We start from the raw sequence: 26,241 nt of genomic DNA, 5'->3' as shown, positions 1-26,241 counted from the left end.
GACGAATGCGACGATCCGGGCAGTCACGGGCTGACGGCGCGTCGGGCGGGGTCGCGGAGGGCGGCACGGTCTTCTCCGGCGGGCGGGGTCGGCCGCTGCCGGCCTTCCTCGCGGACGGCGCGGCGGGGCCGGCGCGCGAGGGGCTGACGGACGCGGTGGGGCTGCCCGCGGACCGGGCGCCGTCCGCGGCGCGGGAGCTGCTCGCCGGGCTGGGCTCGGCACCCGGCCTGGACTCCGCCCTCGGCCTGTGGACCAAGCGCACGCTGGAGCTGCGCGAGCGCTGGGAGTCGGGGCTGCCTGCGGACGCGCACGGGGTGCTCACCTGCGGACGACGTGGGAGGAGCCGTTCGAAGGCGGGTCACCGTGCGCGGCCACAACTGGATCGACGTCCAACTACTGCTCGGCGAGGGGCAGATGACCCCCGGGCAGACCCTCGGCGCCGGTCTCGACCGGCTCGACGGCACCCTCAAGCCGACGGCGGGCGAGCGGTTGAAGAGGGGGGACGCCGGCCCGGGCTCTCCTGCGCCACGCCCCGGACCGGCTTCCCCGGTATCAGCTCCGCTCCGCTCACCGTGGGCTCGGTAGCGCAGTCCTCGGCGGAGGTCCAGGCGGCGGCGGTGACGGTGGCGGGCATCGCGTGGATGGGCGGGTTCGGCGGGGAGCTGCCGTACGAGACGACCAAGGCGTACGTCCGTGTCGACCGGCCCTTCGGCTTCCTCGCGGTCCACCGGGAGACGCGGCTCGTCCTCGTCGCGGGTGGGTGACGGGTCCCGGGCCCTTCGACGAGGACGAGTACAGCTGACCGGTGCAGCCTCCTGTCAGTGAGTGAGCGTCAGAACTGGAGCGCCCAGGCGTCGATGCGTCCGGTGTCGATCGACGCGTTGTCGCTGACCCGCAGTTTCCACGTGCCGTTGGCGACCTCGGAGGAGGCGTTCACCGAGTACGTGGTGTTGATGTTGTCCGAACTGCCGCCGGTGCCGTAGCCCTTGAGGGTGTACGCCGTGCCGTCCGGGGCGATCAGCTGGACCTGGAGGTCACCGATGTAGGTGTGGACGATGTTCACCTCGACGGCCAGGGCCGAGGGCGCGTTGCCGGACACGCCGGAGACGGTCACCGGGGACTCCACGGTGGAGTTGTCGCTGATCGCGTAGTCGCCGGTGTTCTCGAAGCGCGGTCCGGGCGGGGTGGTGGTGCCGCCGCCGACATAGAGCAGCCGGTTGGGCGAGCCGGTGCCGGGGCTCGTGACGACGTTCGGGGTGGCCGCGGTCGTCAGGGCCGAGGAGACCTGCGCGGGGGTGGCCGAGGGGTTCGCGGCCAGGTAGAGCGCGGCCGCGCCGGCCACGTGCGGGGTCGCCATCGACGTACCGGAGATGGTGTTGGTGGCGGAGTCGCTGCTGTTCCACGCCGAGGTGATGGACGAGCCGGGTGCGAACAGGTCGAGGACCGAGCCGTAGTTGGAGTAGCTGGCCTTCGCGTCCGACGAGGTGGTCGCGCCGACCGTGATGGCCTCCGTCACGCGGGCAGGGGACCTGGTCGAGGCGTTCGTGGACTCGTTGCCCGCCGCCACGGCGAAGGTGATGCCGGAGGCGATGGCGTTGCGGACCGCGGTGTCGATCGCGGTGTCCGCGCCGCCGCCGAGGGACATGTTGGCGACGGCCGGCTTGACCGCGTTCCGGGCGACCCAGTCGATACCGGCGACGACCTGCGCGGTGGTGCCCTGACCGCTGTTGTTCAGCACCCGGACGCCGACGATCCGCGCCTTCTTGGCGACGCCGTACGCGTTGCCCGCAACCGTGGCCGCGACATGCGTGCCGTGGCCGTTGCCGTCCTGGGCGGTGTTGTCGTTGTCGACGGCGTCGTAGCCGTAGGAGGCGCGGCCGCCGAAGTCGCTGTGGCTGATGCGGACGCCGGTGTCGATGATGTACGCCGTCACGCCCTGCCCGGCCGAGTCCGGGTAGGTGTACGAGCTGTTCAGCGGGAGGTTGCGCTGGTCGACCCGGTCCAGGCCCCAGGAGGGCGGGGAGGGCTGGGTCTCGGTGATGCTGAGGGTGCGGTTCTGCACGACGGAGGCGACGGCCGGGTCGGCGGCGAACTTCTTCGCCTCGGCCGCGGAGGCCTCGACCGCGTAGCCGTTGAGCGCCTTCTTGTACGTCCGCTCGATGTCGGCGCCGTACTTCTTGGCGAGCGCCCGGCCCTCGGCCGAAGCGGCGCGGGCCGCCTCCGGCTTCAGGGTCACGATGTAGCTCTCGGCCACGGCGTTCGCGGCACCGGCGTACTGGACACGGCCGTCGCCCGCGGTCGGGGCGGCGCCGGCGGGGAGAGCGGAGACGAGGCCCGCGGTGAGTAGCGCGGAGGCCGCCACGCTGATCGCGGCCAGTCTTCGCCGGGTAGAACGCATCACTGCCATCTGAGGGATCCTCCTCAATCGGTGGTGCGCTGGTGGGGGGTGGTGCGGGCATGCCGGAGTCCGCCCAGGGTGGGCGTGATCATGTCAACTTCGCTTGCACGTGCTTCCGTGCTGTCCGTGCTTTCCTGTGCGAACTCTGTGCACCAGCCGAAAGATTGAGGCTTCCACAGGAATTGCACAAGGGCCCTGCACGGACGAGGTCGCGCCCGGCGAGTGGCGGGCCGTACTCCCGGAAGCGGCGGACGAGGTGCCTGTCAGGTACATGGCACATGTGTGTTCGTCGCGGTGGCGCGGGCCGCGGATCCGCTGGAGAGCGCCCTGCCGACGCGGATGCCGGCCGTCGGCGCCTGGGCCGAGCCCGCGCTGCTGCCGCAGATCCTGCTCAAGGAGGGCGGCGCCCGGCCCGCCGACGCGGTGCGCCAGGTCCTCACCGTCCTCGCGCTGTCCAGGCCGGCGATATCTACCCCGGCCTCGACGTCCTGACCGAGCACTGCACCGCCGACTCCCTCGCCTCCTTCGCCTGGGGCCTGTTCGAGCAGTGGCGCCTGGCCGGTATGCCCCCGAAGGAGACCGTCCCGGCCTGGGTGGATGCCCACATGCACCTGCTGACGAGCCTGGAACTACACCGCGGACCTGTGTGAACGGCGGTTACGCCACCAGGTGACCAGCCACAGGACGTTGATCCCGCCCAGGATGATCAGCACCGCGGCCGAGTCGGCGTTGCCCGCGAGGCCGTGCTCCGGGCCGAGGCCCCGGACCGCGCGGCCCAGCAGGGCGATGTCCACGGGAAGGGTGACGGCGGCCATGAACGTCAGACAGGCCGCCGTACCGCCCCGGCGCTCCACCGCGAGCTGAGCGGACTGTTCACCGCCTGGTGCAGGGACTTCGAGAAGGCCCTGCGACTGCGCTGGGTTCCGGTGCGCGACCAGGTGGAGCACCAGGCCCGCACGGTGGTGGCCGCCGCCGACAGCGCGCTGAAGGTCGTTCAGTTCTGACAGTGCGGGCACCAGACCGTGCGGCGTCCGGCCATGCGACTCGAACGCATGGAGCTGCCGCAGCGGGGGCACAGGGGCTCGCTGTCGTCCCTGCGCCCGGTGAGCCAGGAGCGTCGGGGCGGCACGCATCCGTCACGCACGGAGGTCGCGAGAACCCGGCCCATCGCCGCGTGGATGCGCCGTAGGGACTTCTCGCTCAGGCTCCGCGTCGATGTCCGAGGCGCGACACGGGCCCGCCAGAGGATCTCGTCGCACAGGAGGTTTCCGAGGCCCGCGACGACGGACTGGTCCATCAGCGCGCTCTTGACGGCACCCCGTCGTCCCGCCATCAATTCCAGGAACTCGTCTCGGCTCACGGCCAGGGCGTCCGGGCCGAGGCCCTCCAGAATCCGGTCGACGTCAGCACTGTCGGCCAGCCGCACACCCTGCAGCTTGCGCTGATCGCGGTAGCACAGAAGCCGGGTACGGCCGAGTGTCAGCACGATGCGATCATGCGCCTCCGCCGGTTCCTCCCGGTCACAGCAGCGCAAGGACCCGGTCATGCCGAAATGAAAGACCAGCGTGGGGCCGTCGCCCGTGGGCACGAAAAGCCATTTCCCGTGCCGCCACGCCTTTCCGAGACGCCTCCCCTCCAGTTCTTTCCGGAGCCGTTTCTCGGAGACGCCCCTGAGAACTCCGGGATCCCGTACGTCGACATCGGTGACGGACCGGCGGCCACTGCAGGTCAGCAGGGTCTGCCGGAATCCTTCGACGTCCGGAAGCTCGGGCATGCCTGCCCCGGTCAGCGCCGGTAGAGCCCCACGAGCGTGCCGCTGGACAGCTCCCGTTTCTCGACCGCCTCGTGCACCTGGTCGGCGCGGGGCTCGTCGGGGAGGACGCACGGCTCCGACAGGGCGTACAGGCGGAAGACGTAGTGGTGCGGTTCGTCTCCCGGGGGCGGGTGCGGTCCGCCCCAGCCCCGTTCGCCGTAGCCGTTGATCAGCTCGGTGCCGCCGGGTGGGCACTGCCCCGCGTTGACGCCTTCGCTGCGGGGGTCGATGCCGACCACGATCCAGTGCGCGAAGGTGCCCGACGGGGCGTCGGGGTCCTCGCACAGGAGCACCAGCTCGGCCGCCTCGTCCGGTGAGCCGCTCCAGGTCAGCGGAGGGGAGACGTTGTCGCCCTCGTAGGCGTACCGGCGCGCGATGAAGCCTTGATCCTTGAACTCACTGCTGCTGAGGTCGATGCCAGCCATGTGCCCGGAGTACCCCGGGCCCTGGCCCGGCACACGGATTCGGCCGACGCCCGCGACGCACCTGGCGATGGCCCGCCTCGTCACCTGAATGCCCCTGCCACGTTGCCCCCCATCCGCTCCGGCCCTCGCATGGAGGGGGGAACACGAGCCCGCACGGGGCCACCGAAGGCAGAAAAGGGCGCTATGTACGTTCGCAGCATCTACGTAACGGGTGATCCGGCCAAGCTCGACGGGGTCGCGGAGGCGCTCCGGACCGAGGGGCGCGAGCTGCTGTCGGCGCAGCCGGGCTTTCGCGGGATGGGGCTGTTCGCCGACCGGGAGCTCGGCAAGCTGCTGGTGGGATCCTGGTGGGATGACGAGGCCTCCCGGCAGGTCAGCTACGAGAAGCTGAGCAAGCGGCGGGCGGAGCTGATGGCGCCCTTCGCGCAGACCATGACGGTCGACAACTGGGAGGCGGCGGTCGCCCGGCGCGCGGAGACCATCGCGCCCGGCGCGGGATTCCGGCTGGTCCGCATGGAGGTCGAGCCGCCCGACATCGACCTGCTGGTGGAGACGTTCCGCGACACCGCACTGCCCAAGATCGAGAAGGTCCCCGGGCTGGCCGGCATCTCCCTGCTCATCGACCGCGACCGGAGCAGAGCCGCTGTGGGCGCGCTCTACACCGACCGCGACTCACTCGTGGCATCCCGTGGCGCCGTCGCGGCGATCCGCGGAGAGGCCACGACGCAGGCCCGCGTGACCACCAGCAGCCTTGAGGAATTCGAGGTGGTCCTCGCCACGACGGTCCCCCACTCCTGAAACCTCGGCCGTCCGCTGCTCACAGCGGCCAGGCCGTCAGCAGATCGTCGGGGTCGTAGGCGGCGTCGAGTCCCGGACAGTCGACTCCGCTGCGCGAGACCGCCACGACCGGGACGGGTTCGGCGGTGAGCGCCGCCCGGTGGCGGTGCAGGGCCGCGAGGTCGTGCCGGTCGAAGGGCGATCGTTCCAGCCACTTGATGGAGCCGACGAACAGCAGCTCCTTGGCGACGGGGGCACGGTCCGCCCCGACGATGTCGATCTCCACGTCGTTGGTACGGGTCCAGTAGCCGCCCACCGCGGGCGCCGCGGGCAGCCGGTCGTCGGGCAGTATCCGGGCGAGCGCCTCACGGACGAGCGGCTCGACGGCCCGGCCGCGCCACCTGGTCCAGTTCTCCCGGATCCGCGCCAGGGCCAGGTCGCCGCGTCCCCGCTCGATCTCCCCGATGGACGGGCCGAGGAACTGCAGCCAGAACCGCAGATAGGGATCGGTGACCCGGTAGCGGCGGTCCTTCGACGGGCGCGGGGACACGGGCAGTTCCGCGGCGACGATCCGCTTGTCCGTGAGCAGCTCCAGCGCTCGCTGCAGCGGCGTGGCGCCGATCCCGCCGGCCGCGCGGGCGATGCTGGTGAAGGTCCGCTCGCCGCTGCCGATCGCCGCCAGCACCTTGCGCGCCTGGGCCTGCGGCGGGAACTCGGCGGCCAGCGAGCGCTCGGCGGAGACCAGCAGCGCCGAGACCGGATCATTCAGCGTCTCGCCGAGGAACTCCCACAGACCCGCGCCATGCGGCCACTCCGCGCAGATCAGCGGCAGCCCGCCGGTGATCAACGCGGCGTCGAAGGCTCCGGCCGGATCCAGTCCCAGCATCCGCCCGACCTCGGCGGGGTTCAGCGGCCCCAGCACCATCTCCCGGCCGCGCTGGTGGAAGGGGCGTCCGCAGCTGTTCAGCGCTTCCATCATCGACAGATCGGAGCCGATGACGATCAGCAGCACCGGCTTGGTCTCCAGTACCCGGTCCCAGGCCCGCTGCAGCATCCCCTCGAAGGCGCCCCCGGCATCCATCAGGTACGGCACCTCGTCGATGACCAGCACGCTCGGCCGGTCGGCGGGCAGCGTCGCGGCCAGTACGTCGAACGCGGCGTCCCAGCTCTCCGGCCGCGCGGCGGCCACCAGCTGCGCCAGTGGCAGCGTCGACGCCTGGGCGTCCCGGGCCAGCCGCGCCAGATCATCCCCGGGAGACGCACCGGTGGCGGCGTAGAACAGGAACGGCGCCCCCGAGCGCTCCGCGAACCGCTCCACCAGCCGCGACTTGCCCACCCGTCGCCGCCCGCGCAGCATCACGCAACGGCCCGGCCGCTCTCCTCCGACTCCCGCGGCGACCTTCTGCAGCTCACGCTCCAGCGTCGCCAGCTCATGCCGACGGCCCACGAAGTCCACCATGCCTGCCGACCTCCACGCGTGACACTAACACCAATGTTAGTAACTCAGACGTTAGCGCATCTCGTGGCCCGGTCCTCGCCGAGTCGCTACGGTTGAGCCATGACCGCACTGCCCGACTGGATGCGCCCGCCGCGCGAGGAAGGCTGGTTCGCGGAGGACCTGGACCGCCTCCCTGAGGCGCCACGCCATACCGAGCTGATCGACGGAGCGCTTGTCTTCATGATGTCGCCGCAGAGGTGGTGGCACGGCCACCTCGTCACCATGCTCACTGTCGCTCTCATGGAGCAGGCGCCAGGCGATGTCAGGGTCAGCCGCGAGATGACCATCAAACTCGACGAGCGAAACCGGCCCGAGCCGGATCTGCTGCTGACGACGGCCGACTACGACGGAGACCGTACCTGGTTCGCCCCGGACGAAGTGCGGCTCGTCATCGAGGTCGTCTCACCCGAGTCCGCGCACCGGGACCGCACGGTCAAGCTACGCAAGTACGCGGAGGCCGGCATCCCTCACTACTGGTGCATCGAGGACGAGGCCGGGACACCCGTCGTCCGTGTCTACGAACTTGACGAACCCACCGGCACCTACGCCCCCGCCGGCATCTTCCGAGGCACTCTGAAGCGTCCAGTACCTTTCGAAATCAGCCTGGACCTCGACAAGCTCACCCCGCCGCGGGGCAACTAGGGCCGGCCCCAAGTCGGCACAGGGACACCGAAGGGGCCAGACTCACCAGAGCCTGGCCCCTTCCGCCAGCGATCACACGTTGAAGCGGAACTCCACCACGTCCCCGTCCTGCATGACGTAGTCCTTGCCCTCCATCCGCGCCTTCCCCTTCGCGCGGGCCTCCGCGACCGAACCCGTCTCCACCAGGTCGGCGAAGGAGATGACCTCCGCCTTGATGAAGCCCTTCTGGAAGTCGGTGTGGATGACGCCGGCGGCCTCGGGGGCCGTGGCGCCCTTCTTGATGGTCCAGGCGCGGGATTCCTTGGGGCCGGCCGTGAGGTAGGTCTGCAGGCCGAGGGTGTTGAAGCCGACCCGGGCGAGGGTGGCGAGGCCGGGCTCCTCCGCGCCGACCGACTCCAGCAGCTCCATCGCGTCCTCGTCGTCCAGCTCGGCGAGGTCCGCCTCCAGCTTGGCGTTGAGGAAGATCGCCTCGGCGGGGGCGACCAGGGCGCGCTGCTCGTCCTTGAAGGCGTCGTCGGTCAGCTCGTCCTCGTCGACGTTGAAGACGTAGAGGAAGGGCTTGGTGGTCAGCAGGTGCAGGTCGTGCAGGAGCTCCTCGTTGCCGGAGCCCTGGACGATGCCCGCGGAGAACAGGGTGTCGCCCTTCTCCAGGATCTCCTTGGCCTCCTCGACGGCCTTCACCTTCGGCGCGATGTCCTTCTTGATCCGCGACTCCTTCTGGAGCCGGGGCAGGACCTTCTCGATGGTCTGGAGGTCGGCGAGGATCAGCTCGGTGTTGATCGTCTCGATGTCGTCCTTGGGCGAGACCTTGCCGTCGACATGGACGACGTTCTCGTCCTTGAAGGCGCGGATGACCTGGCAGATCGCGTCCGACTCGCGGATGTTCGCGAGGAACTTGTTGCCCAGGCCCTCGCCCTCGGAGGCGCCGCGCACGATGCCCGCGATGTCGACGAAGTCGACGGTGGCCGGGAGGACGCGCTGGGAGGAGAAGATCTCGGCCAGTTTGGTGAGGCGCGCGTCCGGGACGCCGACCACGCCGACATTCGGCTCGATCGTGGCGAACGGGTAGTTGGCCGCCAGCACGTCGTTCTTGGTCAGGGCGTTGAACAGGGTCGACTTGCCGACATTCGGCAGACCGACGATTCCGATCGTGAGCGACACGTTGCGACTTCCCGTACGTGAGAGGAGAGGACTGGAGGCTGGTGGGGCCGATCCACCAGTCTACGGCGTGACACGTCCGGCACCGGCTGCGTATCGAACGCTTGGCCAAGGTCCGCCCCTCGGCGTGTCTGAAGGGCGATTCGACACATAAACAGACCTAAGTTGGTCCAGTGGAGCAACACAGGACGCGCCCGGCGGAGTACGGGCAGCAGGGAACGCGCCGCGGCACCCCGCCCCTGCCCCCGCAGGCCAGGGGCAGCGCCCGCGGTGCGCAGCCACGGGCCGGCGCCCCCCGCCGTCCCCCGGCGGCCGTACGGCGCCCCCCGCCTCCGGTGGTGCAGGCCGTCCGCCGGCTGCCCAACCCCCGGCTCACCGGCCTCGGCGTCGGTCTCTTCTGCACGGTCCTGATGCTCGCCCTCGGCGCCCTGGACGCCCTGCTGTTCGGGTCCTCGCTGACCGTCTACGGCGTGCTGTTCCTGCCGGTGTGCGTGCTGACCGCGGCCTGGGTGCGCAAGGCCGATCTGGTGACCGCGGTCATCGTCGTGCCGATCGCCTTCGCGCTGGGCCTCGTGGCGGTCGCCGACAGCGGTGGCGGCGGGACCGGCGACCGCCTGATGGGCCTGTTCACCGCGCTCGCCACCCAGGCCGGATGGCTGTACGGCGGAACCCTGATCACCGGGGTCATCGTGACCGTACGCAAGGCACGGCTGATGTCGCAGCGGATCGCCGCCCGGCGCCGCCCGACCGTGTGAGCTACCCCTGCACCGCCCGCATCGCCGCCCCCACGATGCCGGCGTTGTTCTGCAGCTGGGCCGGGACGGTCTCCGCCTTGATGCCCTCGATGTAGTGCAGGAACTTCTGTGACTTGCGGCTGACGCCGCCGCCGATGATGAACAGCTCCGGCGAGAACAGCATCTCCACATGGGCGAGGTACTTCTGGACCCGGTGCGCCCAGTGCTCCCACGTCAGCTCGTCGTCCTCCTTGGCCTTGCTGGAGGCCCGCTTCTCCGCGTCATGGCCGTGCAGCTCCAGATGGCCCAGCTCGGTGTTGGGCACCAGGGCGCCGTCCACGAACACGGCGCTGCCGATGCCGGTGCCGAAGGTCAGCAGGATGACGGTGCCCTTGCGGTCCCGCCCCGCGCCGAAGGCCACCTCGGCGACGCCCGCGGCGTCCGCGTCGTTGACCACCGTCACCGGCAGACCGCCCAGACGCTCGCTGAACAACGCGCGCGCGTCGGTGTCGATCCAGCGCTTGTCGACATTGGCCGCCGTACGGATCGTCGACCCGCCGGTCACCACGCCGGGGAAGGTCAGCCCGACCGGTCCGGTCCAGCCGAAGTGGTCGACGACCTGTTTGACGCCGTCGGCCACGCCGTCGGGCGTCGCCGGTTGCGGGGTGAGCACCTTGAAGCGCTCCTCGGCCAGGGCGCCCCTGTCGAGATCCACAGGGGCGCCCTTGATTCCGGAACCGCCGATGTCCACACCGAAGATCTGCATGGCTCTACGTTACGACGGACGACTGACAGTCACTCCTGGGAGGTGCCCGTACGCTCCGCGATCAGCGCCGCGGCCTCCTCGCGCAGATCGCGGCGCAGCTCCTTCGGCAGCGAGAAGGTGATCGACTCCTCGGCCGCCTTCACCAGCTCGACATCGCCGTAACCGCGCTGGGCCAGCCACTCCAGGACCTCCTCGACGAGGACCTCCGGCACGGAGGCTCCGGAGGTGACGCCCACCGTGGTGACGCCCTCCAGCCAGGCCTCGTCGATCTCGCTCGCGAAGTCCACCAGGTAGGCCTCGCGGGAGCCCGCGAGCTTGGCGACCTCGACCAGCCGCTTGGAGTTGGAGGAGTTGCGCGAGCCGACCACGATGACCAGCTCGGCCTCGGCGCCCATCTGCTTCACGGCGAGCTGACGGTTCTGCGTGGCGTAGCAGATGTCGTCGCTGGGCGGGGAGATGAGCTGCGGGAACTTCTCCTTGAGCGCGTCCACGGTCTCCATGGTCTCGTCGACGGAGAGCGTCGTCTGCGACAGCCAGACGACCTTCGACTCGTCGCGGACCTCGACCTTGGCGACGTCCTCGGGGCCGTCGACGAGCTGGATGTGGTCGGGGGCCTCGCCGGAGGTGCCGATGACCTCCTCGTGGCCCTCGTGGCCGATCAGGAGGATGTCGTAGTCCTCGCCCGCGAAGCGGACGGCTTCCTTGTGGACCTTGGTGACGAGCGGGCAGGTGGCGTCGATGGTGGCGAGCTTGCCGCGCTCGGCCTCTTCGTGGACGACGGGGGCGACGCCGTGCGCCGAGAACATCACGATGTTCCCGGGCGGGACCTCCTCGGTCCGCTCGACGAAGACGGCGCCCTTCCTCTCCAGGGTCTGCACGACGTACTTGTTGTGCACGATCTCGTGCCGGACATAGACCGGGGCCCCGTACTGCTCCAGGGCTTTCTCGACGGCGATCACGGCGCGGTCCACACCCGCGCAGTAGCCACGGGGGGCGGCGAGCAGGACACGGCGGCCAGGCGAAGCAGTCATGCGTCCCATCGTAAGGCCGCGTTCGGCCGGTCAGAGATCGCGCCGTGGAGGACGGCTCAGGACACTTGCGGCATGTCCGACATTGGTACGGCCTGCGCTACGACCGACGCGGAACACCACCGTCTGCGGCGCAGCCTCGGTTTCCGGGACCTGGTGGTCTACGGGCTGTTGTTCATCGCCCCCATGGCCCCGGTCGGCGTGTTCGGCACCCTGGACGCCAAGTCGCACGGCGCGGTCGCGCTCGTCTATGTCGTCGCCACCGTGGCGATGGCGTTCACCGCGTTCAGCTACGCGCAGATGGTGCGGGTGGTCCCCCAGGCGGGTTCGGTGTTCGCCTACGCGCGGGCGGGTCTCGGGCCGCGGGCCGGTTTCGTCGCGGGCTGGATGGCGATGCTGGACTATCTGCTGATCCCGGCGGTCGCGTACCTCTTCTCCGGGATCGCCATGGAGGCGCTGGTCCCGGAGGTCTCGCGCTGGGTGTGGACGGCGCTGGCGGTGGTCGTCACGACGCTGCTGAACCTGTGGGGCGTGCGGACGGCCGCGCGGGTGGGCTTCCTGGTGCTGGCCATGGAGATCGTGGTCCTGCTGGTGTTCGTGGTCTCGGCGCTCGTGGTCCTCGCCCGGGACGGCGCCGAGCGGGGCTGGCTGTCGCCGCTGTCCGGGGACGGCACACAGGGCGCCTTCGCGCTCTCCGCGGTGCTCGGCGCCGTGTCCGTCGCGGTCCTGTCCTACCTCGGCTTCGACGCCATCGCCTCCTTCGCCGAGGAGGTCACCGGCGGCTCGGAGAAGGTGGCGCGGGCGGTCCTGTTCTGCCTCACCCTCGCCGGCGTCCTCTTCGTGGCGCAGACCTACCTCGTGGCCCTGCTGGAGCCCACGTCGTCCGCTCGGCTCGCCGCCGAGCCGGGGGCAAGCAGGGCTCCGCCTTCTACGACGCCGTCGACGCGTCCGTGGGGACGTGGCTGCGCGATCTGGTGGCGGTGAGCAAGGCCATCGGCGCCGCGTTCGCCGCGCTGGCCGGACAGGCGGCGGCCGGACGGCTGCTGTTCGCGATGGGCCGGGCCGGACGCCTGCCGAGGCTGCTGTCGAGGACGGACTCCGGTGTGCCCCGCCCGGCACTGCTCTGCGCGGCCGTCATCACCCTGGTCGCCTCCGTCTGGGCGGCCCGCCGCGACGACGGCATGGATCACCTGGTCTCGGTGGTCGACATCGGCGCCCTCACCGCCTTCACGCTGCTGCACGCGAGCGTGGTGGGCTGGTTCGCGGTGCGGCGGCTCGGGGGGCCGGTGAGCTGGTGGCGGCATGTGCTGGTGCCGGTGGCCGGCGCGGCGATCACGGTCGCGGTGATCGTGGAGGCGTCGGGGACGGCTCAGGTGGTGGGGGCGATCTGGCTGGCGGTGGGGTTGACCGTGCTGGTGGCGAAGCGGGGGCGGGAGCGGGCCGGGGACGTCTGAGACTGTCGGTGCCGGGGACTACGCTCACCGGCATGGCTGTCAACACGTCCGCGGAATCGCCCCTGCCCGTCGGTGAGGTGTCGCGGCTCATCGGGGGGTGGATCGACCGCCTCGGGGCCGTGTGGGTCGAGGGGCAGATCACCCAGCTCTCCCGGCGGCCGGGCGCGGGGGTGGTGTTCCTGACGCTGCGGGACCCGTCGTACGACATCTCCGTGAGCGTGACCTGCTATCGGCAGGTCTTCGACGCCGTGGCGGATGTGGTGAGCGAGGGCGCGCGGGTCGTCGTGCTGGCGAAGCCCGAGTGGTACGCCCCGCGCGGGCAGTTGTCGCTGCGGGCCGCCGAGATGAGGCCGGTGGGGGTGGGGGAACTCCTCGCGCGCCTTGAGCAGTTGAAGAAGGCCCTCGCCGCCGAGGGACTCTTCGCGCCGGAGCGGAAGAAGCCGCTGCCGTTCCTGCCGCAGCTCATCGGGCTGGTGTGCGGACGCGCCTCCGCCGCCGAGCGGGACGTACTGGAGAACGCCCGGCACCGCTGGCCCGCCGTCCGTTTCGAGGTGCGCAATGTCGCCGTGCAGGGTGTGCACGCCGTGCCGCAGGTCGTGCAGGCGGTCAAGGAGCTCGACGAGATCGACGACGTCGACGTGATCGTCGTGGCGCGCGGGGGCGGCAGCGTGGAGGATCTGCTGCCGTTCTCCGACGAGCAGTTGGTGCGGACGGTCGCCGCGTGCCGTACGCCGGTCGTCTCCGCGATCGGGCACGAGCCCGACAACCCCCTTCTCGACTACGTCGCCGACCTGCGCGCCTCCACCCCGACCGACGCCGCCAAGAAGGTCGTACCGGATGTGGGTGAGGAGTACGAGCGGGTGCGGATGCTCCAGGGTCGTGCCCTGCGGTGTGTCGAGGCCTTCCTCGACCGGGAGGAGCGCGGTCTTGCCCAGGCGCTCTCCCGGCCGTCGATACAGGATCCGCACCGGATGATCGACGAGCGCGCCGAGCATGCCGCCGCGCTGCTGGACCGCGGCCGCCGCACCCTCGGCCACCTCCTGGACCGCGCCGACTCGGAACTGACGCACACGCACGCGCGCGTGGTGGCCCTCTCCCCCGCGGCGACCCTGAAGCGGGGGTACGCCGTGCTCCAGAAGGCCGACGGGCATGTGGTCCGGGGCCCGGACGAGGTCAGCGGCGACGAGGTGCTGCGGGCGCGGGTCTCCGAGGGTGAGTTCAGTGTCCGAGTCGATGCTTAGGGTGGGTGCATGACCAGCAAGGTGGATGAGGCGCTCGGGTACGAGCAGGCGCGGGACGAGCTGATCGAGGTCGTACGGCGGCTTGAGGCGGGCGGTACGACGCTGGAGGAGTCCCTGGCGCTGTGGGAGCGCGGGGAGGAGCTCGCCAAGGTGTGCCGACGCTGGCTGGACGGCGCCCGGGCGCGGCTGGACGCGGCGCTGGCCGAGGAGGCGGCGGAGGAAGAGGCCGAGGAGTAGCCGGACCGGTGGTCCTGTGGTCCTGTGGTCCTGTGGTCCTGTGGTCCTGTGGTCCTGTGAAGCGGATCACCACACCCCCGGTTTTTGTTGAAGGTTGAACATCAACGGCCTATGGTTGACGTGTCAGCTGATCCGGCCCACGGATCCGACGTACCCGCCCGAGAAGGTTCACGCATGTCACTCGTTCTTGACCCCGCCGCCCAGGACCTGCTGTTCCGCGAGGCCCGCACCGCGAACACCTTCACCGACGAGCCGGTGACCGAGGAGCAGGTGCAGGCGATCTACGACCTGGTCAAGTACGGCCCCACCGCCTTCAACCAGTCGCCGCTGCGCGTCACCCTGGTCCGCTCCGCCGAGGCCCGTGAGCGCCTGGTCAAGCACATGGCCGAGGGCAACCAGCCCAAGACCGCCACCGCCCCGCTGGTCGCGATCCTCGCCGCGGACAACGAGTTCCACGAGGAGCTGCCGCAGCTCTTCCCGCACTTCCCGCAGGCCAAGGACGTCTTCTTCGCCGAGCGTCCCGCCCGTGAGGGCGCCGCCGCGCTGAACGCCGCCCTGCAGGCCGCGTACTTCATCATCGGCGTCCGCGCCGCCGGCCTGGCCGCCGGCCCGATGACCGGTCTGGACTTCGAGGGTGTCCGCAAGGAGTTCCTGGACGACGACCACACCCCGCTGATGGTGATCAACATCGGCAAGCCGGGCCCGGACGCCTGGTTCCCGCGCTCCCCGCGACTGTCGTACGACGAGGTCGTCACGACCGTCTGAGCGGACGAGGTATGACGAAGGCCCCCGGCTCCTCTTGGGTTCCAAGGGTCGTTACCGCTGCCGGGGGCCTTCGTCATGCCCGCGCGGCCGGGCTCACTTCGTCGTCAGCGCGTCCGCCATCTCGGCCAGCTGCCTGAACGACCCGGTGCCCGCGACGACGGTCGCCGAGCCGTCGGCCTCCAGCACCAGCGCGTCGTAGCGGCCGCCGGTGTAGCGGGTCCACGTCTTGCCGTCTATCTCCTGGGTGGCCTTCGTCTCGCGGCCGCCCTGGGTGGCCTCGTCGATGAACACCTTCCGCTTCGGCGTCGCCGACTGCTCGATCTGGACGTACTCCCCGTCGGGCGCCTGGTAGCCGAGGTGCCAGGCGTCGAACTCGTCGCCCTGGAACCGCACCGAGGTCGCCTTCCACTCCTTGGCCAGGCCCTCGGGGGCGGCCACGGGGTACGCCGCCACGCGGCGGGCGGTGAGCAGCTCGATCCGGTAGTCGACCCGGGGGAGGTCCGGAGCGGATTCGTCGTGCGGGATGAAGAGGTACACGACCCCTGCCGCGAGAATGGTCACCCCGAGGGAGAGGACCATGCTCCGGACCGACTTCTGCTTAGCGTTCGTACCTGCCACGTCCCCTATCGTCGCAGGTGCCCCGGTCCGCTCATCCGTGGGGCCCCCTGCTCATTTTGTCGACCTGACGATAGAGTCATGGCCATCACCCTCATCCGGCCGTCGTCGTATCAGAAAGGTGCGCTCCGATGACCGAAAATCATCAGTTGCCGTCCGAGCTCGATGTCCCCTCCGAGGCCCCCGACCGCAACCTCGCTCTGGAACTCGTCCGGGTGACCGAAGCGGCCGCGATGGCCGCGGGCCGCTGGGTCGGGCGCGGCGACAAGAACGGCGCCGACGGTGCCGCGGTGCGTGCCATGCGGACCCTCGTCTCCACCGTGTCGATGAACGGCGTGGTGGTCATCGGCGAGGGCGAGAAGGACGAGGCGCCGATGCTCTTCAACGGAGAGCGGGTCGGTGACGGCACCGGGCCCGAGGTGGACATCGCCGTCGACCCGATCGACGGCACCACGCTGACCGCCAAGGGCATGCCGAACGCGATCGCCGTCCTCGCGGCCACCGAGCGCGGGGCGATGTTCGACCCGTCGGCCGTGTTCTACATGGACAAGCTGGTCACCGGGCCCGAGGCGGCCGACTTCGTCGACATCAACGCGCCGGTGTCGGTGAACATCCGCCGGGTCGCCAAGGCGAAGCGCTCCACCCCGGAGGACGTCACCGTCGTCATCCTCGACCGGCCCCGGCACGAGGGGATCATCAAGGAGATCCGGGACGCCGGCGCGCGCATCAAGCTGATCTCCGACGGTGACGTCGCGGGTTCGATCTACGCGCTGCGCGAGGGCACCGGCGTCGACATGCTCCTCGGCATCGGCGGTACGCCGGAGGGGATCATCTCGGCCTGTGCCGTGAAGTGTCTCGGCGGCACGATTCAGGGCAAGTTGTGGCCGAAGGACGACGAGGAGCGGCAGCGGGCGATCGACGCCGGGCACGATCTCGACCGGGTGCTGACGACCGAGGACCTGGTTCAGGGTGAGAACGTGTTCTTCGTCGCCACCGGGATCACCGACGGTGAGCTGCTGCGGGGTGTGCGGTACCGGTCGGATTCCGCGGTCACCGAGTCCATCGTGATGCGGTCGAAGTCCGGGACGGTCCGGCGGATCGATTCCGAGCACCGGCTGAGCAAGCTGCGGGCCTACAGCGCGATCGACTTCGACCGGGCGAAGTAGCACCTGGGGAGTCGCAGCCCCGCACGCCAAGAAGTGGGCGCCCTCTGGTGCGGAGAGGGCGCCCTTTCTCTGTCCTCAGCCTGCTTGCGCTATGCGGTCCGTCGCCCTTGCCGCCTTTTTCAGTTCCAGGTCCCTGCGCCTGCGGCGGGCCAGGACCACGCGGCGTTCCGCTGCGGTGAGGCCGCCCCAGACTCCGTAGGGCTCGGGCTGCAGGAGGGCGTGTTCGCGGCATTCGACCATGACCGGGCAGCGTGCACAGACCCGCTTGGCCGCCTCCTCGCGGGAGAGCCGGGCGGCGGTGGGCTCCTTGGAGGGGGCGAAGAACAGGCCGGCCTCGTCGCGCCGGCACACCGCCTCGGTGTGCCAAGGGGCGTCTTGGTCCCTGTCTCGCACTGGCACCCGCTGGGCCGGAACGGCAGCTACCTGCAGGGACGAATGCGGCGGTTGCAGCACGGTCTACTCCTGACGACGGCTTCGCGAGCGAGAGACGATGCAGCAAGGTCTACCCGTTGTACGCGCGCCTATGCAGGGAGTTCCGAACCGCTGGATTCCGGGGGCTCCTGCGCGGCCGGATGAGCGGACTGGTTGGTTTCGGTTCCACTCCGATTCGCAACCGTCAATGATCCAGATGCTTGCACAAACGCTTCTCGACCTTGGCGTGGACCCGGTCGAGGATGTCCGTCACCAGCTTGCCGCGCCGGGGCCTGCCCTCGACGCTGCCCAGTACGGCCCAGCCGTCCACGTAGACCACGGGCGCCGCCGCGTCCTCCGCGTCCAGCATGTCCACCTCGAAGCTGCCGAGGATGCCGCCGCCGGTGCCGCGCAGCGACACGTTCTCCGGGACGCGGACCTCGATGCTGCCGAAGACCGCGATCGCCTTGATCACGACCTGCTGGTACTCGAAGAGCGCCTCACTGAGGTCTATCTCCACGCTGCCGAAGATCGCGTACGCATGGATCCGGCGTCCCGCACGCCATCGCCCCTTGCGCACGGCGCTGCTGAAGATCGCGACGGCGTTGTCGTCGGGGTCCGCGGGGAGGTGGTGGGTGGGCCGGTTCGGGACGGAGGCGTACGCGGTGGCCGGTCTGGGGCCGTGGGCCGCGGGCAGATCCTTGATGAAGGCCTCCAGCCCACCCACCGTCTTGGCGTTCAGCACGCCCTCCACCCGCTCGCTGTGCTCGTCGGCGGTGAGGCGGCCCTCGGCGAGTGCCTCGCGGAGGATGTCCGCGATCCGGTCGCGGTCGGCGTCGGAGGCACGCAGTTCGGCAGCGGGCGCGGTCTGCTTCTGAAGGTCCACGGCAGCAGCGTACCCAAACACGATAGATCGCGATAGTCCCCGCCGGGTCGAACTGAGCCCTACCTCACAAGCTTGCCTCCGGCGGCAGGTTCTACGCTGGTGGACGCTGCCCAACGGAGGTCAGCCGCCGCATCTGTCGAGTGAGGAATGGGCGACATGCCTGAGTTCGCGTACACCGATCTGCTCCCCATGGGAGAGGACACCACCCCCTACCGGCTGGTGACCTCCGAGGGTGTCTCCACCTTCGAGGCCGACGGGCGCACCTTCCTCAAGGTCGAGCCGGAGGCGCTGCGCAAGCTCGCCGAGGAGGCCATCCACGACATCCAGCACTATCTGCGCCCCGCGCACCTCGCGCAGCTGCGGCGGATCATCGACGACCCCGAGGCGTCCGGCAACGACAAGTTCGTCGCCCTGGACCTGCTGAAGAACGCGAACATCGCGGCGGCGGGTGTGCTGCCGATGTGCCAGGACACCGGTACGGCGATCGTCATGGGCAAGCGCGGGCAGAACGTGCTCACCGAGGGCGGCGACGAGGCGGCCCTCAGCCGGGGCATCTACGACGCGTACCTGAACCTCAACCTGCGCTACTCGCAGATGGCTCCGCTCACCATGTGGGAGGAGAAGAACACCGGCTCCAACCTCCCCGCCCAGATCGAGCTGTACGCCACCGACGGCGGCGCCTACAAGTTCCTCTTCATGGCGAAGGGCGGCGGCTCCGCCAACAAGTCGTTCCTCTACCAGGAGACGAAGGCCGTCCTGAACGAGGCCTCCATGATGAAGTTCCTGGAGGAGAAGATCCGTTCGCTCGGTACGGCCGCCTGCCCGCCGTACCACCTGGCGATCGTCGTCGGCGGTACGTCCGCCGAGTACGCGCTCAAGACCGCCAAGTACGCCTCCGCGCACTACCTGGACGAGATCCCGGCCGAGGGCTCCCCGCTCGGGCACGGGTTCCGGGACAAGGAGCTGGAGGAGAAGGTCTTCGAGCTGACGCAGAGGATCGGGATCGGCGCGCAGTTCGGCGGCAAGTACTTCTGCCACGACGTGCGGGTCGTACGGCTGCCGCGGCACGGCGCCTCCTGCCCGGTCGCCATCGCCGTCTCCTGCTCCGCCGACCGCCAGGCCGTCGCGAAGATCACGGCCGAGGGTGTCTTCCTGGAGCAGCTGGAGACCGACCCGGCCCGCTTCCTGCCGGACACGACGGACGAGCACCTCGACGAGTCCTCCGACGTCGTGAAGATCGACCTCAACCAGCCGATGGACGACATCCTCGCCGAGCTGACCAAGTACCCGGTGAAGACCCGGCTTTCGCTCACCGGCCCCCTGGTCGTGGCCCGTGACATCGCGCACGCCAAGATCAAGGAGCGCCTGGACGCGGGCGAGGAGATGCCGCAGTACCTGAAGGACCACCCGGTGTACTACGCCGGTCCGGCGAAGACCCCCGAGGGCTACGCGTCGGGTTCCTTCGGCCCGACCACGGCCGGCCGGATGGACTCCTACGTCGAGCAGTTCCAGGCGGCGGGCGGCTCCAAGGTGATGCTGGCCAAGGGCAACCGCAGCAAGCAGGTCACCGACGCCTGCGGCACCCACGGCGGCTTCTACCTCGGCTCCATCGGCGGCCCCGCCGCCCGGCTCGCCCAGGACTGCATCAAGAAGGTCGAGGTCGTCGAGTACGAGGAGCTCGGCATGGAGGCCGTCTGGAAGATCGAGGTCGAGGACTTCCCGGCGTTCATCGTCGTGGACGACAAGGGCAACGACTTCTTCCAGGATCCCGCGCCGGCGCCGACGTTCACGTCGATTCCGGTCCGCGGGCCGGGGCTGGCGTAGCTCCTGCGGGGCGGCTGGGATGGATTTCGCCCCCGCCGCCCCTACCCGTCCCATCCCCCCGGGGCTCCGCCCCTTCGACCCCGTCAGAGGGCTGCGCCCCCGGACCCCGCTTCGGCCTGACCGCCGCGTCCTCAAACGCCGGACGGGCTGAGTGGCGCCGTCGGGCGCACAAGGGCAACGACTTCCTCCAGCAGCCGGCCCCGGCTCCCACGTTCACTTCCATCCCGGTACGGGGACCTGGGCCGGCGTAGCCGCCTGAGCAAAAAGGGGCGGCGGGGGACAACTTCCCCCGCCGCGCTCTAACCTGAGGGCAGTCACTCCCGGGGGAGCGTTCATGGCGTTTTTCGACCAGTCCGGCTGGCAGCTCCAGAACAGCCGGGTCTACAACATCGCGGGGAACCTGACGCTCACCGAGCACAGCGGCCCGCGCGAGTTCGCCGAGGTGGTGGCCGAACTCCAGTCCCAGGTCCGCGCGTTGACGGATGTGGCGGAGTCGGAGCGGGAGGCCGTCAACGCCGAACTGGCCGAGGCGCTGGCGAACGGGGAGGAACCGGTCGCCGGACGGCTGACCCGTCTCGCGGACCGGCTGCGCGCCCTCGGCGGCACCACGGCCGCCGCCACCGAGCTGGGCAACTCCGTGGACGCTCTGGCCCAGTGGGCCGGACAGCACTTTTGATCGGCCCCGCGAGGTGCGGGGCGACTCCGACTTCGACCAGCCGGCCTGGCAGCCGGACACCGTCATCAACGCGGGCGTCTACCAGGCGATCCAGCAGCCGGCCCAGGCGGTCTCTCCCCCGCCGTCCGACGACCCGCAGTTCCGCCGCGCCCTGGCCCGGCTGCTGCTGCGCAAGCTGACCTCCACGCTCGACGAGATCCACTGGCTGGACGACGAACTGGTCGAACTCACCGCCATCGTCGAGGACGTCGACGGCTACCCCGCCACCCGCCGCCGGGGCCTGCTGCGCCGCCGCGGCCGCTACGCCACCAGCCCGCTGAGCCAGGCACTGACCCGGCCCAAGACGGACCTGATCCTGCTCCAGGGCCAGGCCGGGTCCGGCAAGAGCGTCGCGCTGCGGCAGTACGCGACGGCCCAGTTGCGGCAGATCGCCGAGGGCCGCGCCCCGAACGCCTCGCTGCCCGTCTACGTCAACCTCCGTGAACTGCACGCGAAACCGCACGAGATCACCACGGAGGTGCTGCGGCGCTACATCATGGAGCAGACCGGCCCGCGGGGCAGTGCCGACATCGCCGCGTACTTCACGCACTGCTTCGCCGACGACCTGCGCGAGCGCAAGGTCACCCTGCTGCTCGACTCCTTCGACGAGATCCCGGCCGTCCTCGGCAGCGCGACGGTGGACGCGGTGGTCGCGCCGTACGTGCAGACGGTGATCGAACTCGTCGGGGGCGGCGGGCGGTGCGTGGTCGCGTCCCGGGAGTACAAGGGGCTGCGGGCGAACGGCTGGACCCGTCTGCACATTCTCGGGCTCTCCCCCCAGCAGCAGGAGGACTTCCTGCGCCGCGTCGGGCTCGACCAGCACGGACTCGCCCTGCTCCAGCCCCTGTTGACGGACCCGCGACGCGGTTTTACGGCCGAGGCGCAGAACCCGCTGAGCCTGAAGCTCCTCGCCACGTACGTCCAGGCCCACCAGGCCCTGCCGGACCGGCCGAGCACCCTGTTCGCCGACTACGCGGCCCTGCGGCTGCGCGCGGTGCTGACCGGGGCGCAGGACGTCCAGCGGCGTCTGGAGGACTTCCTCGCGCGGTTCGCGTTCCGGCTCACGGCCTCCGGTGGCGGACTGTCCGTGGACGAACGCAGCCACCAGGACGACCTGGTGAAGGTCGCGGAGGAGGATCCCGGCACCCGTGTACTGCTGATCCGGGCGCTGTCGGAGTCCCGCATCCTGGTCTCCTCGGGCCGCCGCGTCTTCTTCGGGCACCGCCGGGTCCAGCAGTACTTCGCCAGCAAGTACGTCGCCGACCACCCCGACGCCGTACCGCCGCACGAGCTCGCGACGAACGGGCGGTGGCGGGAGACCGCGGTGACCGTCCTGCAGGACGGCGCCCCCGAGGCCACCGAGCCGCTACTGGGGGCGCTGGCGGAGGTGCTGGCGGCCGAGCGGTCGGACGGGGCGGTCTTCGAGTGGTCCCGGGCGGCGGTGCACTGCCTGGAGCTGCTGACGGCCGCGTACCAGGGGCGGCCGCAATGGCCGTACGAGACCGTCCGTCCGCTGGTCGAGACACTGGTCGCCACCGCGTGGGAACGGGGCAGCGTGAGCGACCGCAAGTTCGCCCTGGACTGTCTGCCGCTGCTGTCGGAGGAGGCGCGGGAGCTGTACATCGACCGGGCGTTCGCGGGAGAGAGCGGGTGGCTGAGGACTACGGCGCTACGGGACTGCGCGACGCTGCCGACCCTGTCGCCCGCGATCCGGGGGTGCATCCGGCGGTTGCTGATCACGATGCTGGGGCAGAAGGTGTCGCCCGCGGAGGCGCATGCGATCAAGGCGGATCTGCAGCGGTTGCGGGGGGACGAGGATCTGGTCAGGGTGCGGAGGGTGGTGGAGCGGGTTCCGGTGGGGGTGGTGGTCCTGTCCACTGCCTACTACGTGGTCGGCAGTGCGGCATGGGACCCGGTCCTGGATCCCTGGACGCTGGTCGCCCCCGTGTTCTATTTCCTGCTGCCACTCACGCTGTTCTGGTTCTTCCAGTCGACTCAGCCACTGTCGTACGGAGCGTACAAGGGCCGGTTCCGCCGGCTCGTGGAAGATCTGCTCCGCCGCTGGACCGACACGGAGGCGGACAAGGCGGAGACCAACTCCTGTCTGACGGCGATCAGCGGGTTGGCCGTGGCCGTGATGGTGATCCACCTCATGGCGGCGGGGGTCGCCCTGAGCATGCCAGACCGTGCTGCCGTGGCCGTGGGCGCGGTCCTCTCGCTGCCCCTGGCCGCCCTCGCATTGCTCTGGGGTCCGAGCACGCTCTACGTCGTACGGCACAACTGCTCGGGCGAGAACCTCGGTGCCGCCGGACTGGCCCGCATGCCGTTCACCGCCGTCCGGGTGGAGGAGCACCCGATTCGTGGCATGTTCAACGGCCCCTGGCTCACACGTGCGCTCCGCTCACTGCGGAGACGAGGGCTCGGCATCATCACAGCGGTCGCCACCGGCGGCGCACTGATCTATTTGACGCTCCGCTTCGAGATCGTTCTCCTGATCTGTCTGGTCCCGGCCGCAGTGGGAGTGGTCTCCCTCATCGCGGATCTCGTTCGTGCCCTCCTCCGCGACCTCCTCAGCCGCCGCCGCGTATCCCGAGCCGCCGAGCGCGGCTCCGCCGGAGGCCCCGCCTTCTTCTCCGCCCTCGCCGAGCTGCGGGACACCGCCGAGGCCGCCGAGTACGTCCGGCTCGTCCGCGGCATCCCCCGGGCCGAGCCGCTCGCCCTCGATCGTCAGGCCCTGCGCCGGTACATCGCGGGCCTCCCGGAGACCGACAGCGAGCTCCTCGACCAGCTGGGGCGGCTCGATGAGCAGCTCCGCACCAGGTGACGCGTCACTCACCCAGGTCGAAGTCCAGCTTCTGGTAGTCCCCGTCCTCCGTGAACCGGATCTGTCCGCTCGCGCCGCGGTAGTCACCGGTTCCGCCGGTGACGGAGGCGTCGAATTCGGGCAGTTCCGCCGTCTCCGACAGCGGAACCGTCATCAGCACCTGCGCGGTGAGCTGCCCGCCGGACAGCACGAAGGTGCCGACGCACTGGATGTCCATGGGGTCGCCGGTGCGGACGACCGTGCACACGACGCCGTCCCGGCCGACCCGCTCCCCGCCCTTCTCCTGGAAGAGGTCATCGGCGAAGGAGAAGGAGTCGCCGACCTTGGGGGGCTGCTGTTCCTCCTCTTCCTCCTCGTCGGCCCCGACCTCCCTGGCGTAGAGCGTGAAGTCGTCCTCCTGGGCCGACGCGGGCGCGGAGACGACGAGCGTGCCTGCGGCCGCCAGGCCGGCGCCGAGCGCGGCAAGCGTCCTGATGCTGCGGAGCATGCCTGCCTCCTGTGGGGTGACGAGCCCGCCCCCCCGCACTTCCTACATTGTCCGGCGCTCCCCTCCCGGCCGCGCGCCGTGAGGAGCCGCGCCGACGGGGGAACAGGTGACCTGTCCCGGATGCTGTGACAGGTGGAGGTGATCGGCAGTGGCCGACGAAGAGCAGAGCTATCGCATCGAGCACGACTCCATGGGCGAGGTGCGGGTGCCCGCCCACGCCAAGTGGCGGGCCCAGACGCAGCGTGCCGTGGAGAATTTCCCCATCTCGGGGCAGCGGATCGAGCGGGCCCATATCGAGGCGCTCGCGCGGATCAAGGGCGCCGCGGCGAAGGTCAACGCCGAGCTGGGCGTGCTCGACAAGGACGTGGCCGAGGCGATCCAGCAGGCCGCCGCCGAGGTCGCGGACGGGGCGTGGGACGAGCACTTCCCCGTCGACGTGTTCCAGACCGGCTCCGGGACCTCGTCGAACATGAACACCAACGAGGTCATCGCCACGCTCGCGAGCGAGCGGCTCGGGCGGGACGTACATCCCAATGACCACGTCAACGCCTCGCAGTCGTCCAACGACGTCTTCCCGTCCTCCATCCACATCGCCGCCACCGCCGCCGTCACCGGCGATCTCGTCCCGGCGCTCGATCACCTCGCCGCCTCCCTCGCCCGCAAGTCCGAGGAGTTCGCGGACGTCGTGAAGTCCGGGCGGACGCATCTCATGGACGCCACGCCCGTCACGCTCGGGCAGGAGTTCGGCGGGTACGCCGCCCAGGTCCGGTACGGGATCGAGCGGCTGCGGGCCTCCCTGCCCCGGCTCGCCGAGCTGCCGCTGGGCGGTACCGCCGTCGGCACCGGCATCAACACCCCGCCCGGCTTCTCGGCCGCCGTCATCGAGGAGGTGGCCCGGGCCACGGGGCTGCCGCTGACCGAGGCGCGCGACCACTTCGAGGCGCAGGGCGCGCGGGACGGCATCGTCGAGACCAGCGGGCAGCTGCGGACCATCGCGGTGGGACTGACGAAGATCGCCAACGATCTGCGGTGGATGGCGTCGGGGCCGCGGACCGGCCTCGCCGAGATCAGCCTCCCCGACCTGCAGCCCGGCTCCTCGATCATGCCCGGCAAGGTCAATCCGGTCATCCCGGAGGCCGTGCTCATGGTCGCCGCGCAGGTCACCGGGAACGACGCCACCGTCGCCACCGCCGGAGCCGCCGGCAACTTCGAGCTCAATGTGATGCTTCCGGTCATCGCGAAGAACGTCCTCGAATCGATCCGGCTGCTCGCCAACGTCTCCCGGCTGCTCGCCGACCGGACCGTCGACGGCATCGTCGCGCACCGTGAACGGGCCCGCGAATACGCCGAGTCGTCACCCTCCGTAGTCACGCCGCTGAACAAGTACATCGGGTACGAGGAGGCCTCCAAGGTCGCCAAGAAGGCGCTCGCGCAGCGCCGGACCATCCGTCAAGTCGTGCTGGAGGGCGGTTATGTGGAGCGCGGCGACCTCACCCTCGCTGAGCTGGACGAAGCCCTGGATGTCCTGCGTATGACGCGCCCGTGACGATTCCCGCCGGCACGGCGAACCGTGACGTTCGCCGCAGCGTCGTCAGTCAGTGACACCTAATATCTGTGCATGGCAGACGGCGGAGCGATGACGACAGTGGAAGCGGACGGGTCCACGGCGCGCTGGGCGCCCGGCAGTCACATCGTGTGGCGGTACCGGGAGAACGCCGGTGCGCGCTTTCACATCGTGCGTCCCGTCACCGTCGTGCGGGACGACGCGGACCTGCTCGCCGTATGGCTGGCGCCCGGGACCGAGTGTCTCAAGCCCGCGCTCGCCGACGGCACCCCCGTGCACCAGGAGCCCTTGCGGTCGCGCTACACCAAGCCCCGTACGGTGCAGCACGACCGCTGGTTCGGCACCGGGGTCCTGAAACTGGCCAGACCCGGTGAGCCGTGGTCGGTGTGGCTGTTCTGGGAGCCGGGCTGGCGGTTCAAGAACTGGTACGTGAATCTGGAGGATCCCCTGGTGCGTTGGGCGGGCGGCGTGGACTCCGAGGATCACTTCCTGGACATCTGTGTGTACCCTGACCGGACTTGGGGCTGGCGCGACGAGGACGAGTTCGCGCAGGCCCAGCAGGACGGCCTGATGGACGCCGCCACCGCCGAACGGGTGCGGGAGGCCGGGCGGTCCGCCGTGGAGGTGATCCGCGCCTGGGGGTCGCCGTTCTCGGACGGCTGGCAACACTGGCGCCCCGACCCGTCCTGGGCTGTACCGTCACTGCCGGAGGACCTGCCAGGGGGCATGTCGGAGGAGCTGCCGGGGGACTCGGGCCGTACGCCCGCGCACATGTCCTCATGAGACCCTTGATGCGCCCCCGGGCAACAAACG

At 70.3% G+C, this 26,241-nt stretch carries 26 protein-coding genes and 1 pseudogene; 15 read left to right on the top strand and 12 right to left on the bottom strand.

The window, feature by feature from the left end; all coding sequences use genetic code 11:
- Positions 1-5 precede the first annotated feature (5 nt).
- On the top strand, positions 6-764 hold the full coding sequence (locus RMT89_RS18000; protein ID WP_315884768.1) for a hypothetical protein: 759 nt from the start codon (positions 6-8) through the stop codon (positions 762-764).
- Between the two features lie 68 nt (positions 765-832).
- Here RMT89_RS18000 and RMT89_RS17995 read toward each other — a convergent pair whose 3' ends face one another.
- A complete protein-coding gene (locus tag RMT89_RS17995) occupies positions 833-2,407 on the bottom strand; it encodes a S8 family peptidase (RefSeq protein WP_315884767.1) in 1,575 nt (524 codons plus the stop codon).
- 273 nt (positions 2,408-2,680) lie between these two features.
- Here RMT89_RS17995 and RMT89_RS17990 point away from each other — a divergent pair, with 273 nt between their 5' ends.
- Positions 2,681-2,890: a hypothetical protein gene (locus RMT89_RS17990; protein ID WP_315884766.1), complete on the top strand. Its 210-nt coding sequence runs from the start codon at positions 2,681-2,683 to the stop codon at positions 2,888-2,890.
- Positions 2,891-3,027: 137 nt separating this feature from the next.
- Here RMT89_RS17990 and RMT89_RS45975 read toward each other — a convergent pair whose 3' ends face one another.
- The 3 genes from RMT89_RS45975 to RMT89_RS17975 are packed head-to-tail and all read right to left on the bottom strand — an operon-like array spanning position 3,028 to position 4,636.
- The gene (locus RMT89_RS45975; RefSeq protein WP_399498354.1) at positions 3,028-3,414 is read right to left on the bottom strand and encodes a hypothetical protein; all 387 of its coding nucleotides are present in this window, start codon (positions 3,412-3,414) and stop codon (positions 3,028-3,030) included.
- Positions 3,393-4,172 (bottom strand): DNA-formamidopyrimidine glycosylase family protein, encoded by a 780-nt coding sequence (locus tag RMT89_RS17980; protein ID WP_315884765.1) that lies wholly within the window; start codon positions 4,170-4,172, stop codon positions 3,393-3,395. Before RMT89_RS17980 ends, RMT89_RS45975 begins: the two co-directional genes overlap by 22 nt.
- Positions 4,173-4,183: 11 nt before the next feature.
- Complete coding sequence (locus RMT89_RS17975) at positions 4,184-4,636, bottom strand: YbhB/YbcL family Raf kinase inhibitor-like protein (protein ID WP_315884764.1); 453 nt, start codon at positions 4,634-4,636, stop codon at positions 4,184-4,186.
- A gap of 183 nt (positions 4,637-4,819) precedes the next feature.
- Between RMT89_RS17975 and RMT89_RS17970 the strand changes: the two genes are divergently transcribed.
- Complete coding sequence (locus tag RMT89_RS17970; RefSeq protein WP_315884763.1) at positions 4,820-5,434, top strand: antibiotic biosynthesis monooxygenase; 615 nt, start codon at positions 4,820-4,822, stop codon at positions 5,432-5,434.
- Positions 5,435-5,453: 19 nt separating this feature from the next.
- On the opposite strand, the gene RMT89_RS17965 is transcribed toward RMT89_RS17970, so the two are convergent.
- Positions 5,454-6,872 carry a DUF234 domain-containing protein gene (locus RMT89_RS17965; protein WP_315884762.1) on the bottom strand — a complete coding sequence of 473 codons (1,419 nt, stop codon included), beginning with the start codon at positions 6,870-6,872 and terminating at the stop codon, positions 5,454-5,456.
- 99 nt (positions 6,873-6,971) lie between these two features.
- On the opposite strand from RMT89_RS17965, the gene RMT89_RS17960 reads away from it, so the two are divergent.
- A complete protein-coding gene (locus RMT89_RS17960; protein WP_315884761.1) occupies positions 6,972-7,553 on the top strand; it encodes a Uma2 family endonuclease in 582 nt (193 codons plus the stop codon).
- A gap of 72 nt (positions 7,554-7,625) precedes the next feature.
- On the opposite strand, the gene ychF is transcribed toward RMT89_RS17960, so the two are convergent.
- On the bottom strand, positions 7,626-8,714 hold the full coding sequence (gene ychF, locus RMT89_RS17955; RefSeq protein ID WP_315884760.1) for a redox-regulated ATPase YchF: 1,089 nt from the start codon (positions 8,712-8,714) through the stop codon (positions 7,626-7,628).
- A 170-nt stretch (positions 8,715-8,884) separates the two neighbouring features.
- On the opposite strand from ychF, the gene RMT89_RS17950 reads away from it, so the two are divergent.
- A complete protein-coding gene (locus tag RMT89_RS17950; protein WP_315884759.1) occupies positions 8,885-9,466 on the top strand; it encodes a DUF6542 domain-containing protein in 582 nt (193 codons plus the stop codon).
- Position 9,467: 1 nt separating this feature from the next.
- Here RMT89_RS17950 and ppgK read toward each other — a convergent pair whose 3' ends face one another.
- Together ppgK and RMT89_RS17940 are read right to left on the bottom strand one after the other, a co-directional pair.
- Positions 9,468-10,211, bottom strand: coding sequence for a polyphosphate--glucose phosphotransferase (gene ppgK, locus RMT89_RS17945; RefSeq protein ID WP_315884758.1), 744 nt, complete (start codon positions 10,209-10,211; stop codon positions 9,468-9,470).
- A gap of 29 nt (positions 10,212-10,240) precedes the next feature.
- On the bottom strand, positions 10,241-11,251 hold the full coding sequence (locus RMT89_RS17940) for a 4-hydroxy-3-methylbut-2-enyl diphosphate reductase (protein ID WP_315884757.1): 1,011 nt from the start codon (positions 11,249-11,251) through the stop codon (positions 10,241-10,243).
- Between the two features lie 63 nt (positions 11,252-11,314).
- Here RMT89_RS17940 and RMT89_RS17935 point away from each other — a divergent pair.
- The 4 genes and pseudogenes from RMT89_RS17935 (at position 11,315) to RMT89_RS17920 (ending at position 14,936) form a co-directional block, all read left to right on the top strand.
- A pseudogene (locus RMT89_RS17935) lies at positions 11,315-12,693 on the top strand (APC family permease).
- Between the two features lie 32 nt (positions 12,694-12,725).
- Complete coding sequence (gene xseA, locus RMT89_RS17930; RefSeq protein ID WP_315884756.1) at positions 12,726-13,934, top strand: exodeoxyribonuclease VII large subunit; 1,209 nt, start codon at positions 12,726-12,728, stop codon at positions 13,932-13,934.
- 9 nt (positions 13,935-13,943) lie between these two features.
- Positions 13,944-14,171: an exodeoxyribonuclease VII small subunit gene (locus RMT89_RS17925; RefSeq protein WP_315884755.1), complete on the top strand. Its 228-nt coding sequence runs from the start codon at positions 13,944-13,946 to the stop codon at positions 14,169-14,171.
- Between the two features lie 174 nt (positions 14,172-14,345).
- Positions 14,346-14,936, top strand: a complete 591-nt coding sequence (locus tag RMT89_RS17920; RefSeq protein ID WP_315884754.1) for a malonic semialdehyde reductase — start codon at positions 14,346-14,348, stop codon at positions 14,934-14,936.
- 93 nt (positions 14,937-15,029) lie between these two features.
- On the opposite strand, the gene RMT89_RS17915 is transcribed toward RMT89_RS17920, so the two are convergent.
- Positions 15,030-15,554 (bottom strand): DUF4245 domain-containing protein, encoded by a 525-nt coding sequence (locus tag RMT89_RS17915; protein ID WP_315884753.1) that lies wholly within the window; start codon positions 15,552-15,554, stop codon positions 15,030-15,032.
- 128 nt (positions 15,555-15,682) lie between these two features.
- Here RMT89_RS17915 and glpX point away from each other — a divergent pair, with 128 nt between their 5' ends.
- Entirely contained in the window at positions 15,683-16,717 is a 1,035-nt protein-coding gene (gene glpX / locus RMT89_RS17910) for a class II fructose-bisphosphatase (protein ID WP_315884752.1), read from the top strand.
- A gap of 75 nt (positions 16,718-16,792) precedes the next feature.
- Here glpX and RMT89_RS17905 read toward each other — a convergent pair whose 3' ends face one another.
- Together RMT89_RS17905 and RMT89_RS17900 are read right to left on the bottom strand one after the other, a co-directional pair.
- Positions 16,793-17,170: a WhiB family transcriptional regulator gene (locus RMT89_RS17905; RefSeq protein WP_269661420.1), complete on the bottom strand. Its 378-nt coding sequence runs from the start codon at positions 17,168-17,170 to the stop codon at positions 16,793-16,795.
- A 163-nt stretch (positions 17,171-17,333) separates the two neighbouring features.
- Positions 17,334-18,014, bottom strand: a complete 681-nt coding sequence (locus RMT89_RS17900) for a DUF1707 domain-containing protein (RefSeq protein ID WP_315884751.1) — start codon at positions 18,012-18,014, stop codon at positions 17,334-17,336.
- Between the two features lie 156 nt (positions 18,015-18,170).
- Here RMT89_RS17900 and RMT89_RS17895 point away from each other — a divergent pair, with 156 nt between their 5' ends.
- The 3 genes from RMT89_RS17895 (at position 18,171) to RMT89_RS17885 (ending at position 23,377) form a co-directional block, all read left to right on the top strand.
- A complete protein-coding gene (locus RMT89_RS17895) occupies positions 18,171-19,838 on the top strand; it encodes a fumarate hydratase (protein ID WP_315884750.1) in 1,668 nt (555 codons plus the stop codon).
- Positions 19,839-20,172: 334 nt separating this feature from the next.
- Positions 20,173-20,514, top strand: a complete 342-nt coding sequence (locus RMT89_RS17890; RefSeq protein WP_315884749.1) for a hypothetical protein — start codon at positions 20,173-20,175, stop codon at positions 20,512-20,514.
- A 13-nt stretch (positions 20,515-20,527) separates the two neighbouring features.
- Positions 20,528-23,377, top strand: coding sequence for an NACHT domain-containing protein (locus RMT89_RS17885; protein WP_315884748.1), 2,850 nt, complete (start codon positions 20,528-20,530; stop codon positions 23,375-23,377).
- 4 nt (positions 23,378-23,381) lie between these two features.
- On the opposite strand, the gene RMT89_RS17880 is transcribed toward RMT89_RS17885, so the two are convergent.
- On the bottom strand, positions 23,382-23,864 hold the full coding sequence (locus RMT89_RS17880) for an allene oxide cyclase barrel-like domain-containing protein (RefSeq protein WP_315884747.1): 483 nt from the start codon (positions 23,862-23,864) through the stop codon (positions 23,382-23,384).
- 148 nt (positions 23,865-24,012) lie between these two features.
- On the opposite strand from RMT89_RS17880, the gene RMT89_RS17875 reads away from it, so the two are divergent.
- A complete protein-coding gene (locus RMT89_RS17875; protein ID WP_315884746.1) occupies positions 24,013-25,410 on the top strand; it encodes a class II fumarate hydratase in 1,398 nt (465 codons plus the stop codon).
- A 72-nt stretch (positions 25,411-25,482) separates the two neighbouring features.
- Positions 25,483-26,211: a DUF402 domain-containing protein gene (locus tag RMT89_RS17870; protein ID WP_315884745.1), complete on the top strand. Its 729-nt coding sequence runs from the start codon at positions 25,483-25,485 to the stop codon at positions 26,209-26,211.
- Positions 26,212-26,241: the final 30 nt, after the last annotated feature.

The sequence above is a fragment of the Streptomyces sp. P17 genome (assembly GCF_032436805.1).
GTDB lineage: Bacteria > Actinomycetota > Actinomycetes > Streptomycetales > Streptomycetaceae > Streptomyces.
The sequence above is the reverse complement of the archived record's forward strand: the minus strand, read 5'-3'. Positions and strand labels throughout refer to the sequence as shown.